General features: G+C 41.5%; 16 protein-coding genes and 1 pseudogene. 7 read left to right on the top strand and 10 right to left on the bottom strand.

Translation table 11 applies throughout. From position 1 onward, the window contains the following. The first annotated feature begins 174 nt into the window (after window positions 1-174). Window positions 175-1,170: a pirin family protein gene (locus JMX70_RS05205; protein WP_201590177.1), complete on the top strand. Its 996-nt coding sequence runs from the start codon at window positions 175-177 to the stop codon at window positions 1,168-1,170. Window positions 1,171-1,284: 114 nt separating this feature from the next. Here JMX70_RS05205 and nemA read toward each other — a convergent pair whose 3' ends face one another. From nemA to JMX70_RS05185, 4 genes are all read right to left on the bottom strand, one after another. Beyond that, complete coding sequence (nemA, locus tag JMX70_RS05200; protein ID WP_201590174.1) at window positions 1,285-2,388, bottom strand: alkene reductase; 1,104 nt, start codon at window positions 2,386-2,388, stop codon at window positions 1,285-1,287. Between the two features lie 344 nt (window positions 2,389-2,732). Next, on the bottom strand, window positions 2,733-3,491 hold the full coding sequence (locus JMX70_RS05195; RefSeq protein WP_201590171.1) for an outer membrane protein transport protein: 759 nt from the start codon (window positions 3,489-3,491) through the stop codon (window positions 2,733-2,735). Then, a complete protein-coding gene (locus tag JMX70_RS05190; protein WP_201590168.1) occupies window positions 3,415-3,774 on the bottom strand; it encodes a hypothetical protein in 360 nt (119 codons plus the stop codon). Before JMX70_RS05190 ends, JMX70_RS05195 begins: the two co-directional genes overlap by 77 nt. After that, window positions 3,750-4,076, bottom strand: coding sequence for a hypothetical protein (locus JMX70_RS05185; RefSeq protein WP_201590165.1), 327 nt, complete (start codon window positions 4,074-4,076; stop codon window positions 3,750-3,752). The genes JMX70_RS05190 and JMX70_RS05185 overlap by 25 nt, the downstream gene beginning before the upstream one ends. Window positions 4,077-4,155: 79 nt before the next feature. Between JMX70_RS05185 and JMX70_RS05180 the strand changes: the two genes are divergently transcribed. Further along, window positions 4,156-4,716 carry a hypothetical protein gene (locus JMX70_RS05180; protein WP_201590163.1) on the top strand — a complete coding sequence of 187 codons (561 nt, stop codon included), beginning with the start codon at window positions 4,156-4,158 and terminating at the stop codon, window positions 4,714-4,716. 47 nt (window positions 4,717-4,763) lie between these two features. On the opposite strand, the gene JMX70_RS05175 is transcribed toward JMX70_RS05180, so the two are convergent. Both JMX70_RS05175 and JMX70_RS05170 read right to left on the bottom strand, forming a co-directional pair. Beyond that, entirely contained in the window at window positions 4,764-5,660 is an 897-nt protein-coding gene (locus tag JMX70_RS05175) for a DMT family transporter (RefSeq protein ID WP_201590161.1), read from the bottom strand. 95 nt (window positions 5,661-5,755) lie between these two features. Then, window positions 5,756-5,980, bottom strand: a pseudogene (locus tag JMX70_RS05170) (tryptophan synthase subunit beta); the annotation flags it as partial. Window positions 5,981-6,167: 187 nt separating this feature from the next. On the opposite strand from JMX70_RS05170, the gene JMX70_RS05165 reads away from it, so the two are divergent. Further along, window positions 6,168-6,716, top strand: coding sequence for a GMC oxidoreductase (locus tag JMX70_RS05165; RefSeq protein ID WP_227671170.1), 549 nt, complete (start codon window positions 6,168-6,170; stop codon window positions 6,714-6,716). A 103-nt stretch (window positions 6,717-6,819) separates the two neighbouring features. Here the strand turns inward: JMX70_RS05165 and JMX70_RS05160 are convergent, their stop codons facing one another. Both JMX70_RS05160 and JMX70_RS05155 read right to left on the bottom strand, forming a co-directional pair. Beyond that, a complete protein-coding gene (locus JMX70_RS05160) occupies window positions 6,820-7,410 on the bottom strand; it encodes a hypothetical protein (protein WP_198329201.1) in 591 nt (196 codons plus the stop codon). Window positions 7,411-7,446: 36 nt separating this feature from the next. After that, window positions 7,447-7,893 carry a hypothetical protein gene (locus JMX70_RS05155; protein WP_191690162.1) on the bottom strand — a complete coding sequence of 149 codons (447 nt, stop codon included), beginning with the start codon at window positions 7,891-7,893 and terminating at the stop codon, window positions 7,447-7,449. A 233-nt stretch (window positions 7,894-8,126) separates the two neighbouring features. On the opposite strand from JMX70_RS05155, the gene JMX70_RS05150 reads away from it, so the two are divergent. The 3 genes from JMX70_RS05150 to JMX70_RS05140 all read left to right on the top strand — a co-directional run bounded on the left by JMX70_RS05150 (window position 8,127) and on the right by JMX70_RS05140 (window position 11,198). Continuing rightward, entirely contained in the window at window positions 8,127-9,146 is a 1,020-nt protein-coding gene (locus JMX70_RS05150; protein WP_201590159.1) for a lipoate--protein ligase, read from the top strand. Window positions 9,147-9,366: 220 nt separating this feature from the next. Then, entirely contained in the window at window positions 9,367-10,377 is a 1,011-nt protein-coding gene (locus tag JMX70_RS05145) for a PAAR domain-containing protein (protein WP_201590157.1), read from the top strand. A 290-nt stretch (window positions 10,378-10,667) separates the two neighbouring features. Beyond that, complete coding sequence (locus tag JMX70_RS05140; RefSeq protein ID WP_201590155.1) at window positions 10,668-11,198, top strand: hypothetical protein; 531 nt, start codon at window positions 10,668-10,670, stop codon at window positions 11,196-11,198. Between the two features lie 343 nt (window positions 11,199-11,541). Here the strand turns inward: JMX70_RS05140 and JMX70_RS05135 are convergent, their stop codons facing one another. Then, on the bottom strand, window positions 11,542-12,174 hold the full coding sequence (locus JMX70_RS05135) for a DUF2238 domain-containing protein (RefSeq protein ID WP_201590153.1): 633 nt from the start codon (window positions 12,172-12,174) through the stop codon (window positions 11,542-11,544). Between the two features lie 128 nt (window positions 12,175-12,302). Beyond that, window positions 12,303-13,511: a serine hydrolase domain-containing protein gene (locus JMX70_RS05130; protein WP_201590151.1), complete on the bottom strand. Its 1,209-nt coding sequence runs from the start codon at window positions 13,509-13,511 to the stop codon at window positions 12,303-12,305. 165 nt (window positions 13,512-13,676) lie between these two features. Between JMX70_RS05130 and JMX70_RS05125 the strand changes: the two genes are divergently transcribed. Then, window positions 13,677-14,432 (top strand): lysozyme inhibitor LprI family protein, encoded by a 756-nt coding sequence (locus JMX70_RS05125; RefSeq protein WP_201590148.1) that lies wholly within the window; start codon window positions 13,677-13,679, stop codon window positions 14,430-14,432. The last annotated feature ends 104 nt before the right edge of the window (window positions 14,433-14,536 follow it).

Below are 14,536 nucleotides of genomic sequence, written 5' to 3'. Positions count from 1 at the left end.
AAAAGCCAGTGATACAAATTTAAAAACACTAAATATTTGACTATTTTGAATATAACCACCATATAAACCCATACATATTTAGAATTACTTAAGAGTAGGTATTTCATTCCTGTTAAAAAATGACGGTGAAATAAATAAGTATTCTTTAATACAGTTAGGTTGACGAGGTATGCAATGCGCGCCATCAAACATATTCATAATAATAAAGCACCGCATTGGGTCGGTGATGGTTTTTATGTCAAAACTTTGTTTAATCATTTAGATAACGAAGCTGATTTTAATTATCAGCATACCGATCCATTTTTATTATTGGACTATGGTCAGCCGACCACCTTTGCGCCAAATCCAAACCATGAGAAGGAGTCGCACGGTATCGGGCAGCATCCGCATAAGGGTTTTGAAACGGTGACGATTGCCTACTCGGGAGAGATTAGCCATGCCGATTCGGCTGGCGGTTGTGGCATCATCAAAGAAGGTGATGTGCAATGGATGACCGCCGGGCGCGGCATTATGCACGAAGAATTCCACTCGCCCGACTTTAGCCGCCGTGGTGGACTTTTTAGCATGGTGCAATTATGGGTCAATTTGCCAAGCGCCCATAAACTGACTGCGCCTAAATATCAAACGCTAAAACGCGCTGATTTGCCTATCGTTGACTTAAGCAATATTGAAAATGGACATGCTATTGGTCAAGCGAGGATTATTGCAGGTAAGTGGCAAAATACGACAGGCGCGGCAAGTACCTTTACGCCAATCAATATGTGGGATATTGCCTTGCATAGCACTGGCTCAACGATGCTGCAAGTGCCAAACAATCATAACATCATGATATTGGTACAAGAAGGCACGCTACTGGTTAATGATAAGTCAGTAAGCGCAGGCAGTCTGATTCAGTTTACAGCGCCGACTGATACTGATATCGCTATTATTGATTCCGCCAATGAACAATCAGCAACGCAGATAAGCGATAGCATTAAGCTAACGTACCCCAAGCTAGCTGATGATAAGCTTTCTGGTGATAAGCCATCGTCAAGCATAGTTAAACTGCTACTATTAAGCGGTGAGCCTATCGGTGAGCCAGTGGTGGGCTATGGTCCGTTTGTCATGAATACCCAAGCGGAATTAAAACAAACGTTTCGTGATTATCAAACGGGTAACTTTGTTAAATAGCTAAACTTCATCTATTAAAAAAGCCACCTTACTGTTATTAGCAAGGTGGCTTTTTATTCATTATCGCTTTATTTTAATCGATAAAGCCAATTTAAAATGGCTATCCGATAATATTTAAGCTTGTTTTAAAAAAGGATAATCGGTATAGCCTTCTGTACCGCCGCCATAAAAGCTTTGCGGATGTTGCTCATTAAGCGGCGCACCTTGGCGGATACGCTCAGCTAAGTCCGGATTGGCAATATAATCACGACCAAAAGCCACCGCATCGATATAGCCATCCTTAATATTCTGCTCGGCTTTTTCAGGGGTATAACCACCCGCAGCAATAATCATTTGCCCAAACGCATCACGAACGCGCTGACGGAATTCGGTGCTATAAGGCGTACCACCTGCCCAATCAGGCTCAGATAGGTGCAAATACATCAACCCACGCTTATTAATTTGCTCAATAAGCCAGATATTTTCGTCTTCATGGTAGCCTGCTTCGACATTATTAAAGGTACCAAGCGGTGAGATGCGAATACCAACATGGTCAGCGTCCCATGCAGCGACACAAGCATCGATAACATCAAGGGTCAAACGCGCACGGTTTTCGCGGCCACCGCCATATTCATCATCACGTTGGTTGGTTTGCTCAACCCAAAACTGATGCAACAGATAACCATGCGCGCCATGAATTTCTACGCCATCAAATCCTGCTTCTTTAGCGTTTTTAGTCGCAAGCCCAAAGTCAGCGATAACTTGCTTTACTTCCTCAAGCGTGGCTGGACGCGGGGTTGTAGATTCAACGCGTATCGGTTGATTATTACTGTCACGCAATGTCGTGCGCACGCCCACATGAACATCAGACGCTGAAATAGGCGCTTTGCCATCAGGCTGGACGCTTTCATGTGAGACCAAACCGGTGTGCCATAGCTGGACGACAATCTTGCCGCCTTTAGCATGGACATTATCGACGATGGTTTTCCACGCCGTCGTCTGATCTTCGGTATGAATACCGGGCGCGCCAGCATAGCCTTTTGCCTGAAAAGACACTTGCGTTGCTTCGGTAATGACCAATCCTGCACCACTACGCTGTGCGTAATATTCACTGGCTAGTGCCGTAGGAACATCGCCCGGCTCGACCGCGCGTAAGCGGGTTAAGGGAGCCATAAAGATGCGATTTTTTAGAGTTTGGGTACCCATTTTTACGGGTTCGAATAAGGTATCGTGTGCCATGAGGAGCCTTGTTTGTTGTTATAAAATAGATTTATAAGAGTTATTGAGCTTTGATAAATAGCCATGCTAGTTGTTAAGACAGCCATTTATCAGCCGAGTTCTTTATAAGGGTAGATACCGCGATTCCAAGTAATACTTACAAACAAAAACACCTACGCAAGTGTATTTCCAACCTTTTAAACGCTATTATTTATGTGACCTTATAAGGGTGTTAAGCTAATAGAGTCATTAATTTTTGCTAAAATTTAGTAATAAAAAAAGCACCTACTTTTAAGTTAGTGATTTTTTCTATTTTCTATCAGCACTAATATGAGTTATTTTTAACAAACAATCTCAGTCAATTTTTAAAAATGATAACCCAATTTCATGCCAAGTGCGTAGCCAGTTCCATCGTCAATATTGGCTACCCGACCATCAACCTTAGTATCGACTGGACCGCCTTCAAACCACATATATTGACCGCCCGCAGAGACACTAAGCTGCTCGGTCAGTTTGTATTGCGCGCTTAACCCCAAGCTTTTGATAGAGTCATAAGGCCCCAATAGACTGAGCGGCGCACCAGTACCGTGGTCATATCCGACACGTACTTCGCCTGAAGCTTTTGGATTAAACTGCTTACCCAATACCACCTCAACCGCGTAACCATCTTTTTTATAGGCGGCCAAAGGCTCTTGTGTCGATAATGTCGCTAAAGGCGGGGCAACATTAAAGTTACTCCAATCTACCCAGCGGGCGTTAACCATACCTAGCAACTTATACTTTTCACTCAGACCGGTTTGGAAATCGAAATTGACCGACTGCGGCATCTTCACTTCAGTCTTGCCTGCTAGGGGTAAGGCAACTTCATCAGTAGCTGGTCCCGGTGTTATCCCGTCACCACCAGCGATAGGCGGCAAAATAACTTGCAGGTTTTCTACCCCAGATACCTGATATTTGGCAGGTGCGCGATAGGTTAATGCGGCACGCAAAGCAATCTCCGGCTTTTCATACGCCATACCGATAACCGGCACTAGCGTATTTTGGTTTTCAAAATCTAACGTATAATAGGTCGGCGCTGTCGCAATAGGTCGGCGCTGTCGCCACAGGATTGATAGCTGCTTCATTGATAGCGCCAAAAGTTGCCGCTTCAGTTGGCGTAATCGTGCCGTTATTTTGTTTATTGACCAAATCATAATAAGCGGTAGTCGTTGGTATACCAAAAAGCGCGCCCGCTTCATCGATTACTTGCGAAACAGCGGTAGTCAAACCGACTGGCTGCGCGCCCTTGATATTGCCTTTTAACGTTTGGTACTCAAGACCACCATATAGCCAGACATTATTGCTAATCTTACCGCCGCCCAAAAGCGTGATGCCAGTTGTCTCTACTCGCGCTTCAGTGGTGCCCATGCGATTGTTAAAATACTCCCTGCTGGGTACTCGGTATCGACGCCAAAGGGTTGTTCGTAAATCACTGCCAAGGCCGTATTGGCTGTCGGGGCGATTTTAATGGCGGCGCTGGGCAAATCAAAGTCATCCATCATGTCACCGATTTTATTACCAGCGGCATCGGTGCCTTCTATTTTTGGATCAACATACGCATAAGATAGCTCAGCATAGTTACTCGGCTCAAAAAAAGGCGCGACCGATTGTTTGCTGTATTCGATGCCAGCGGCATGCGCTGAGCTAATAGCGAGACTTAGCGCCGTCAAAGTACCAGCAGTGAGCAAATAGCGCAAAGAACGAGAAAGGGAAGCAGAATTCGTAAATCCTAAAAAAGGCGTTGAGCATGTGATTGTATTTGCGGAAGAAAAGCGCAGCTATTTGGTGCAGAGCGCCAAGAGAGATCGTGAGTTTATTGATATTTTAGAGCAAGTGGATTTGGCTTATTTTTCCTTTAAGCCCATGCCTGCATTCAATGCGCCATATTTTAGAATAAGAATAGGCGAGCTAGGCTGCACCTCAGCGCAAGGATGCATTGCCACCATATTATGGTTTGAAAAACCGACCCATCTACTAGTCGCAGGTGAAACTGCTAAACTTGAAGGGTTTGATTTTACTTGTCATGACAGCTTTGCAGGTGGTATGACACGCTGTACAAAAAATCTCTGGCGCCTTCCTGTGACAGTGGCACCGGCGGTGAAAAATATCGAGACGTTATCATATCGCTTGCGCCAACCGACCACGCTGAAGTTTTATCATTATCAGCCAGACAAAGCATTAGCAGAAGAAAAAAGGCTGAAAGCGCTGATGCCATTTGCCAAGGCGTTTGACATCATTCCCATTCCCATTCCCATTCCCATTCCCATTCCCATTCCCATTCAACTTATCATGGCAGAAGGTGCTAAATAAGTGGCATTGATTAAAAGGCTATTTATCAATTAGAAAAAAGCAATATCTCAGGATTTCAGCATCTTTTTGATAGACAACTCTAAAGACAAATACGTACCAAATAATATCACCACCGAGCCGATAATCGCTGGCGTGTCCAAAGCTTCACCAAGCAGCAGATAGCCTAAAATAATGGCAAAAATCGGTATGACTAAAGTAATGCTGGTCGCGCGCATCGGACCGATACTTTTAATGAGTTGATTCATAAAAATCAGCGCGATGGCGGTAGAAAAGACGCCGATACAAATCACTGACGTCCAAGCAGTGAGGCTAATGGTTTTGCCATAGGGAAACTCATACACCGCTATCGGCAGCATAATTATACTGGCAATGATGAGCGAGCCTGCGGTAATCGCCACCGGCGAGACATCGTATAAATAGTTTCTGGTGATATTGGCGCCGACCGCATAACCGACACAGGCCAATAATGCATAGCCCATCGGTAATAATGAAGAATCAGAAGCAGCGCTTTGGCTACCAAATAAGCTTTCACTCATTAAAATAATCACGCCCACTACGCCAATAATTAAGCCAAGTATCTGCTTTTTTGACAGCCTGTCTTTAAAAAAGGTGCTGGCGATAAAACCGCTCATCATTGGTACGGAGGCATTGAGCACTGCTAACACGCCAGCATTTACTGAGCGCGCCGAAAAAGCAAATAAGATAAAGGGGATAGCGGCAGAAAACAGTCCGACTAGGGTCAAAACTTTCCAGTTATCACGGATGCCTGCTCTGTTTTTTGGGCTGATTAAGACAAAAACCAGCATCACCAAACCGGCAAATACCACCCGCAAACTGGCAAATGCTAGCGAGCCAAATTCTGGCACGCCGACACGGTAAAAAATAAAGGACAGCGACCACATAAAGGACAATGTCATAAAAATAATGAGGTCGCGGTTGGACATGGGTGGATCCTATCAAGCGTTAGACTAAAAAAACCACGATGATAACTTTTTAAACGCTTGAGAGCTGTTGTCTTTTTATACTGTTTGCAGATTTTTTATAGCTTTACCTTATCCAAAATAAAATCAATATCCTTATCGCCGCGCCCTGATAGATTAACCAAAATCGTCTCATCCGCTGACATATCTTTGGCGATTTTCATCGCATAGGCAATGGCATGTGCTGACTCTAAAGCAGGAATGATACCCTCAAGGCGTGATAGCGCCATAAAGGCTTGTAAACATTCTGCATCAGTCGCCGACTCATAGAATGAGCGACTCAGATTAGAAGTTCATGTCCTCAATACCACGGGCGGCATCGATAAAGTTGAGCATTACACTTGCGATAAGCTCTTCCTTAATGCTGGCAGTACGGGCACCTCAGAGCTATTATTAAAAAGCCAAGCGGAAGGCAAGCTTACTAAGCTAAACGAGCATATTGGCCAGCATTGGGGCCCAAACGGTAACATCATGACGGGGCGCAATTTTGTCCACGCCGCGGGCACCACCCAATCGACCATTCCGGTTAAAGGCATCAATATGTGGGACGGCGATAGAGATGGCTCAAAGTACAAAATCTTTGCCGAACTCGCGCCATTACCGCTAGGGCTTGAGACGTGGACGACGCTATATCTCGCCATCACTGACAATCCAGAACGCGGCAATTATTATTATGATAAGACCACCAAAACCATCAAACTGAATTGGAAACGCGAGCAAAACGAGTACTCGATCAATGCTGCTAAAGAGCTGTTAGATAAGCTCGCCAAAGTAAATGGTGGCTCTACTTCAAGCTTATTATTTACCAAAGGCTTCGGCGATAACTTCTGCTATCACCCGCTTGGCGGTTGTGTGTTAGGCTTGGCGACTGATGAAGTTGGTCGCGTTAAAGGGCACGAAAATATCTACGTGCAAGATGGCGCATTAATCCCCGGTAGCGCTGGGGTCAATCCCTATGTGTTTATCACGGGACTTGCCGAACGTAATATGGATAAGATTTTAAGGGAAGATTTTGGGTAGGTTATTAGTAGTGTAGAATTTGCTAACATAATATACACGTTTCTACTAATAGGAATAAGGCTAATGGTAACTTGTGTGTAGGGTCTGTGCTTGTGAGCAAATTCTAGCTTTCCCCTGAACCTAATTTTTTAATTGCTTTATCAATATTTTGTAATTGCTCATTAGTTTTTATTAAACTTTCTGAAATCTTCTTATCCCAGTTTGAATCAGAAATATCTGTTCCGTGAAATGCTTCAACGAAAAGCTGAGACGAACTCGATGATCTATTAAACCAAGTCATAGAATTAGCTCTTCTGTACTTAGCTTTAACTATAATATTATTACCTCCAATATATTTTTTTAACCCTCCATATTGCCCCCAAGAAATAATAATTTTTTGGTTAGGGGCTAAGAAAGGAATTCCATCTACGATAGGCCCAGATATCATTGTTTTTGGCATGCTCTGAGGTTCTTCTATAGTGAAAGCTTTTTCAGGTAAATCTCTAGACGTTTCAAAACTTATATTTTCTGCTGGCCCTTTACCTATGTTCTCAATAATTAAAATAATAAGTGATGGTCGCTTTTTATCTGTATCTACATAAACAATAACTTCTGGATCGGTTGACGAACGGTAGACCGCATAAGTTATGGCAGCTGAGGCCGTTGCTATTAAAGCTATAAACACAGATATCCAATTTGCCAAATCTATTTGCATGCATAACTCTCCAACTAAGTTAAAACTGTGTTTATTCTAAACATTTTCTTTCCACTCGCTCATTCGTCGTTGAGATATTTCTACAGCACTGTCGGAAAACAGTTCAGGATAGCGAAGTATTACTGCTTCGAAAGCATAGGCTTCCAAGCCCATCTCTAATAATGCGGTATAACCTTTTGTCTCAGATTTACGATCAACGGCGCGCTCGACAGCATTAATTATTCCGTATTTTTGAATCATTGGCCAAGTTCTAGATGCGCGTGTTTTCTTACCATTTTTGGCACTTAGCACCTCTTCATAAGCATAGACTGCTTTTATAGCTTCTTTCTCTGCCGACGTTTCAGCACCATAGTTTTCAGCTTTTAAGTGAATAGCTCGTTCTTTTGCTTGTTTTACCAAATCTTCTCTGCCTGCATTCAAAGCATTTTTAGCAAAAATCTCACATTTCTTAGGAGTGTCTAAGTTTTTTATCCTTTCATCCATAACCAAGTCTCTTCTTATGCATCAGTTAGCTGGTTTGAACCAATGCTATTTGTTACTTAATATCAGTCGTAATCATAACAGAAAGACTAAAAATAAGTTAACTTCTTAAAACCTCAGACTTAAACCGCTCCCATACCACACACCCATTGAATTCCAACCACGCATCGGCAACAATGACAGTATCTATTGATAACATTCAATCTAGAATAATTATTCAAGAAAAAGGATAAGTAATGAAACTGCGCATCTTAAAATCTGCCGTGACCAACCCTTGGTTTAACCTCGCGACCGAGGATTGGATATTTAATACGCTCAATCCCGACTCGCACACGCTATTTTTATGGCGCAATAGCGAGACCGTGGTCATTGGGCGCTCGCAAAACCCATGGGTAGAATGCAAAATCGATAAGATGGAAGCCGATGATGTATTTTTGGCGCGGCGGCAGAGTGGCGGTGGCGCGGTGTTTCATGATTTGGGCAATACCAACTTTACCTTTTTATCACCCAAAGTTGACTACGATCAAGAAGCGAACTTTACCATCATTATTAATGCACTAAAAAAGTTGGGCATAGACGCAGATTTATCGGGGCGTAACGACATGCAAGTCGGTGATAAGAAAATATCAGGCAGCGCCTTTAAACATGCCGCCGATCGCAGCTTTCATCACGGCACGTTACTGGTCAATGCCAATATGCAAAAGCTCGGCGATTATCTCAACCCGCATCCGCTAAAACTAAAAGCCAAAGGTATCAAATCTGTCCGTGCTCGCGTCGCCAACTTGGTTGAGTTTAATGAGTCTATTAACCACGAAACTTTATCCGCTGCGATTATCGAGGCGTTTTGTGAATATTATCGTGACAAAGATTATGGCGACACTACGCCAGTAGAAGAATTGGATGAAGCCAGCCTCGCCAAGCAGCCTAACCTGAACAAATACTATCAGCAAATGGCAGATTGGGACTGGCGTTTTGGTAAGACGCCTGAATTTAGCCATCATATCGAGACGCGATTTGATTGGGGCATTATTGATTTGCACCTTGATGTGAAACAAGCAGTGATACGCGATGTTGTCATTTTCTCTGATGCGCTAAACGTTGAGTTGATTGATTTGTTAAAAGAGACATTGACTGACATTAAATATAATAGACATGAAGTAAAAGCCACGCTTGCTGAATTAAGCAAAGCGCATCCTGATTTGGCAGCGCAAATTGATGATGTCTCTAATTGGTTAATTGGCGAGATGGAAGGTTAGATTTTTGCTTGTTATTTATAGTGAGTAAAGAGTTTCTATTTCTTATTACCGTCAGCATTTTAATCGCCTTTATACTTTGCATGGATTAAGCTTGCTGCCTAAATCACACCCTTAGATAAACTTAAGTTTGATATTTAACGCTCTAGCCATCTATAATGTCAGGCAAATAATAGACTCGAGTTAAGAGTTTACACTTTGGGCATTTAAGCAAGGTAGCACTATGGCAGCCTATATCACCGTCGGCGCAAAGACCTCTCACGGTGGGACGGTCATCTCCGGCTCACCGCGCACCACTCATAACGGCATCCCTGTTGCCCGTAAAGGCGATAAAGTCATCTGTAAAAAGTGTAAAAAGGTCACCACTATTGTTAGTGGTGATGCTTCCTTTATCGTCGATGGTGCGCCTATCGCACGTGGTGGCGATGTCACCAGCTGCGGCGCGAAGCTGATTGCGACTCAGCAAGCGTTTGCAGAGTCTGACTTTGATGTTGGCAGTATTGCGCAGGCAGAACCTTTGGTGTTTCCTAAAACTGATCCAGAAACTGTACTTTCTAACTTTGCAGCTTCTGACAACAAAGATTCTGAAGATGAAATGTCTGATGAGGAGTTAGGGATTTGGGTTGACGTATCTACTGAACAAGCATTGAAAGACGGTGGGCTTTGGGCAGGAGCAGGTACTCCTGAAGAACTAATTTATCAAGAACGTCTTAATTCTCTATGGGTAGATGTCAATGGTGATCGTGCGAAATACCATGAAGGTGTGCAAAAAATTGGAGATGAAGCGGGATTGGTTTTTGATATTATGTCATTTCCGCTAGGTTGGGGTGCTCTATCTGCTAAGACTAGCGTTAAAGCTGGACAGTACGTGATTCGAAAACGAGCGTTAAGTAATAACAATATCTACAGAGACTCTGAAAAAGGTTTCGACTGGACTTCTACTAAGAAAAGATCTCCTAATACAAACCTAGCAGAGCATTGGAGTAAACATAGCAAAGAATTTCCTGAGCTAAAATCTCAAAATGACTACTATCGTCATGCTCAAGAGTTTGTGAGTGACCCTCCGCGTGGAACTTTAAATAAAACAAGAAAGAATGGTGATACGGTTTTATATAATCCGAAAACAAACACATTTGCCGTCAAAACGAAAGATGGTGCACCTCGAACAATTTTTAAGCCTGATGCTTCCACACATCCCCACTCAACTAATTTGGAATATTTTCATGCTCAATAGAGAGTTACACAGTTGTAAAATATGCGGTTACTATGATGAGGATTTCTTGCCATGGGGTCTAGACGGTGAATTCCCATTATATGAAATATGTCCTTGTTGTGAAGCGGAGTCTGGTTATGAGGACTTTACCTTAGAATCCATTATTCATAATCGTAACAAGTGGGTTGAATCTCCAAAATTTAGATCGAATGAGAAATATAGAGAACAATTAGTTAACTACTTGGAATATTTAAAACAGATTAAATAACCTAGTTTTGAAAAATATAATTAAGTATGTAGGAAAATAATCAGTGAAAATAAGAGGTAAAGAGTATAAGTTATCTGATATTTCACTTATTGCTTTCGTTATTATTTTATTTATATGGACTGTAGACTTAGAACCAAATAAAGAGCTTGAAATATACCAACAAGAATTGGTTGAGAAAGAAAGCTGGCTTATATCCGAACTTGATAATATTGCTAAGTTTATGAACTTCAAAGTAAGCGATAATATTCATTCTAATAGGGATGTATGGTACACATCCAGATATGCAAGCCCCGAGTTTGAAAAGAATAGACTATTACATTTACATGGCTTTCTTCTTAAAGAAGGCTGGGTAGATATGACTTATAAAATTGACAGAAATGATTATATAGCTAATACCTCAAGTAGATCTGATAAAACAGCCAAACGTGTCCGTATTCTATGTAAGGATAAAGCTACCATTTTTATGTATATGACTGACATGCAAAATGATTACATTATTGATTTATTTAAAGCTCGTACTTTGGTGGAGCTTAAGTATGATTATAACCTTCCTTGCTACAATTTAGGTCAATAATAGCTTTTGAATTATACATCGTAAAATTAAACTCTTTGAGCTAATACTTAATCAGTTTTCTACTACAAGACTTTGTAACAAACTACCTAGGAGAGCATTAATGCATCTAAAAAAACATAACGTCCTAGCTCAGTCTTTATTACTGACCACGTTATTCTCTGTATTTGATGGCTGCTGCTTGCTCAGCAGAGCCATCAAATACAGAGATACTTTCCAACCAAAATGCACCTGCTGAAATATACGAACTCGTGCTAGCCTACTACGAGGGCGACTCAGTTACTGTAGGTAATGACAAAGCTTTTGAACTGTTTCAAAAAGCTGCTTGATCAAGGGTTACGCTCGTTTAAGTCAATTTACGGATACTTGAATTCTGCCATTTTCGAAAAAAAGATAAAAATATAGCTGAACCAATCAACGCCATAAACATATCAGACTGCGTATCCCAGACATAACCTTGCGTGCCCAAAAAAGCTTCTGCATCGCTGCCAATGGCTAACGCTACCCACCATTCTATCAGCTCATAAAAAGCACTAAACGCCAAACAAACGGACATCACAAAGACCAATAACCAACGCTCATTTTTCACCACATTTAAGCGCAGTAAAATTTCTCTCACAATCCCTGCCGGTACAAACCCCTGAACGAAATGCCCCAATTTATCATAGTGATTGCGCTCCCAACCAAACCAGTTGGCGATAGTATCAAACAGAGGTACTTCAGCATAAGTATAATGACCGCCTATCATTAATACGATGCAGTGCAGCAATATTAAGGAATACGTGAGCCTTGATAGGGTAAATCTTTGATAAGTCGCGGCTAGTATGCTCAAACCAATCAGCGCGGGCGCAACTTCCAAAACCCAAGTGAAATAATCTTTAGGTGCAATACCCGACCAAATCAGCACCGCAAAAAATACCACTAACCAAATGATCTTAAGCGAGCCATCATGCTCTCTATTTTTATTTGAATGATTCATGAAGGTTTTAATATTCCTTGTTAAAAATAGAAACTTTTATCACTATGCTTATTTTTCTGATTATTAATGATGTGTGATGGACTTAGCAAGTTATGCTATTGCTCACTTGCCTTATAAATAAACTCAAATTACTGCTTTAGTGGTAGATTATCCAACATCGTCTTCACCTCAGTCACATATTGACCCAAATCTGGCTCTAAATGAAAACCTTCTACTGGAGTGGGTAAGCCTTTTTGTTTACCTAGCCTGACGATAATCACGTTCTCTTCTGGCAAAACTAATACGCGCTGCCCTAAATGACCAAGCATGGCATAAAACGGAATCGGACTATCCATATCCGTCCATACCGAATGGCCGTAAACTTGCGCTTGCCCGTCTGCGAATGCATCCACGTTTGGCGTAATCATAAAATCAACGTGCGCTTTACTAAGTAATTGCTCGCCTTGCCACTCACCACCATTTAATAATAGCTGTCCAAATTTGGCAAAATCTAATGCGCTGGCATTGAGACAGCAATATACTTTTTCGATGCTCGAAGCACCATCAAGCGACCAATAAGCATCGCCTCGCATGCCGAGAGGTTGCCAAAATTTCTCTTCTAAATAGCTAGAAATAGTATAGCCATGCGGCGCAAGCGCTCGCGATAAAGCTATGCCAAGCATTTGCGTATCGCCTGATGAGTATTCAAACTGGCCGCCACATTCTTCTACAAACTTACGATTGACCATTTGCTTGACCAAGTCATGACCATAATAGGATTCAGCCGTCGGGTTGATGGGAAAGTAATAATCTTCCGTCCAATCATAGCCCGAGGTCATCGCCGAGAAATCTGCTAAGGTACAGTTCTGCGCATATTGATTGTCCGCATATTCAGGTAGCCACTTGGTAATTGGTTCATCAATGCTTGATATATAACCATCTTCTACCGCTTTGAGATACAGCATGGTAGTGACAGTTTTTGCCATAGAAAAGCTATTGGTGTGCGAATCAGCACCATAACCTTGCCAGTAGTTTTCGTACAGCAGTTTGCCGTCTTTGATAATGGCAAAGGCAACGGTTTCATCGGTATCTAAAGCATTTTGCAAAGTCGGCGTGAGTTTGACCTGCTCAAAGTTGGCAACTTTTTCCCATTCGATAGTATCTTTAGCGCGGATAGTGCGATTAACAAAATCGACATAATCGTCAATATTGGCAGTGTTTTCACCTTTAAGATAAGTAAGCTGTAGCCCTCGAAAGATATAAGCGTTACCCGTCACTACTAAGCTCAAGCTGGTAATAATGAGTAGCGCTACAATAGGCAAAACGATCCATTTAAACAGGGTCTTTAACACTACCATTATAAAATCCTTTTTTGATGGCGTGAGTAATGAGTACGATTGAGTATCGCTGATGGGTTAGCGTAGCATTTATAGGTTATTTACGAGTGACAATGCTATATTCATATTCAGCTTTAGAACAATGGTAACAATTTTCGAAATTAAGCATTAAACGATGAGAGTAACATGAAAAAATCAACCGTAATTATTATTACTACTTTAGGTGTTTGTCTACTATCTAATCATGCAAACTCAGCAAGTTTTGATTGTAAAAAAGCCAGCACTTGGGTAGAAAAAACTATTTGCCAAAGTCCTGAGCTTTCTAAGCTCGATGACGCAATGGCGAAGAAATATAGAGCTAATCTCAATGATGGAGCTAACGAAGAAGACAGCGAAAGCTATAAAAACAATGTGATTATAGATCAAAAATTATGGTTAAATTTTCAACGAAATACCTGTAAAGATACTAAGTGCCTTAAACGTGAGTATGAAGAACATATCGGAGAAAAGACAGATTCTAACTGGAACGATGATTTAGATTCTTCTGATTTGCCTAATAAAAATGCGTTTGGAGAATTTTCTAAAAACTTCCAGATTTCAATCTATAATTTAGATGGTCAGCGCAAAAATACTTTGCAAGACGCAACGAATACTTTATCTATTAATAAGGTTGATAATAAACCTCATCTTTCTGTAATTGAAAGTGACTTAGTTTTTAATAACTTACACACCTGTGGAATTGAAGAAAGTATTGCAACATGGTCACGGAACCACTGGGCGATTCATGATAATAGTCAAGATAAAGAAGTTAGGTTAAGGTTGTATCCTGCACTCTATCAAGGTAAAAGTCAGTTACTCTTAAAAGACGTTGATTATCAATTTAGTTCAGGGCGTTGTGGGGTGCGCGGCTATTTTGACGGAATTATATTAGAGCGAGAGTAAATAACTTTGGACTAGAAATATACTCTAAAAGCTTAAAACCTAGAAACAAAAAAACGGCAGGAAATTGCTCCCCTGCCGTCTGCGAATCTTACACTACGACTTTA

Source organism: Psychrobacter pulmonis (assembly GCF_904846465.1).
GTDB classification, from domain to species: domain Bacteria; phylum Pseudomonadota; class Gammaproteobacteria; order Pseudomonadales; family Moraxellaceae; genus Psychrobacter; species Psychrobacter faecalis.
The sequence above is the reverse complement of the archived record's forward strand: the minus strand, read 5'-3'. Positions and strand labels throughout refer to the sequence as shown.

Coding starts and splice junctions, on each gene's coding strand:
- JMX70_RS05155 (WP_191690162.1), bottom strand. CDS start 7,893: ATGGATGAAAGGATAAAAAACTTAGACACTCCTAAGAAATGTGAGATT.
- nemA (WP_201590174.1), bottom strand. CDS start 2,388: ATGGCACACGATACCTTATTCGAACCCGTAAAAATGGGTACCCAAACT.
- JMX70_RS05135 (WP_201590153.1), bottom strand. CDS start 12,174: ATGAATCATTCAAATAAAAATAGAGAGCATGATGGCTCGCTTAAGATC.
- JMX70_RS05125 (WP_201590148.1), top strand. CDS start 13,677: ATGAAAAAATCAACCGTAATTATTATTACTACTTTAGGTGTTTGTCTA.
- JMX70_RS05195 (WP_201590171.1), bottom strand. CDS start 3,491: ATGAAGCAGCTATCAATCCTGTGGCGACAGCGCCGACCTATTGCGACA.
- JMX70_RS05145 (WP_201590157.1), top strand. CDS start 9,367: ATGGCAGCCTATATCACCGTCGGCGCAAAGACCTCTCACGGTGGGACG.
- JMX70_RS05160 (WP_198329201.1), bottom strand. CDS start 7,410: ATGCAAATAGATTTGGCAAATTGGATATCTGTGTTTATAGCTTTAATA.
- JMX70_RS05175 (WP_201590161.1), bottom strand. CDS start 5,660: ATGTCCAACCGCGACCTCATTATTTTTATGACATTGTCCTTTATGTGG.
- JMX70_RS05165 (WP_227671170.1), top strand. CDS start 6,168: ATGACGGGGCGCAATTTTGTCCACGCCGCGGGCACCACCCAATCGACC.
- JMX70_RS05130 (WP_201590151.1), bottom strand. CDS start 13,511: ATGGTAGTGTTAAAGACCCTGTTTAAATGGATCGTTTTGCCTATTGTA.
- JMX70_RS05190 (WP_201590168.1), bottom strand. CDS start 3,774: ATGGGCACCACTGAAGCGCGAGTAGAGACAACTGGCATCACGCTTTTG.
- JMX70_RS05150 (WP_201590159.1), top strand. CDS start 8,127: ATGAAACTGCGCATCTTAAAATCTGCCGTGACCAACCCTTGGTTTAAC.
- JMX70_RS05205 (WP_201590177.1), top strand. CDS start 175: ATGCGCGCCATCAAACATATTCATAATAATAAAGCACCGCATTGGGTC.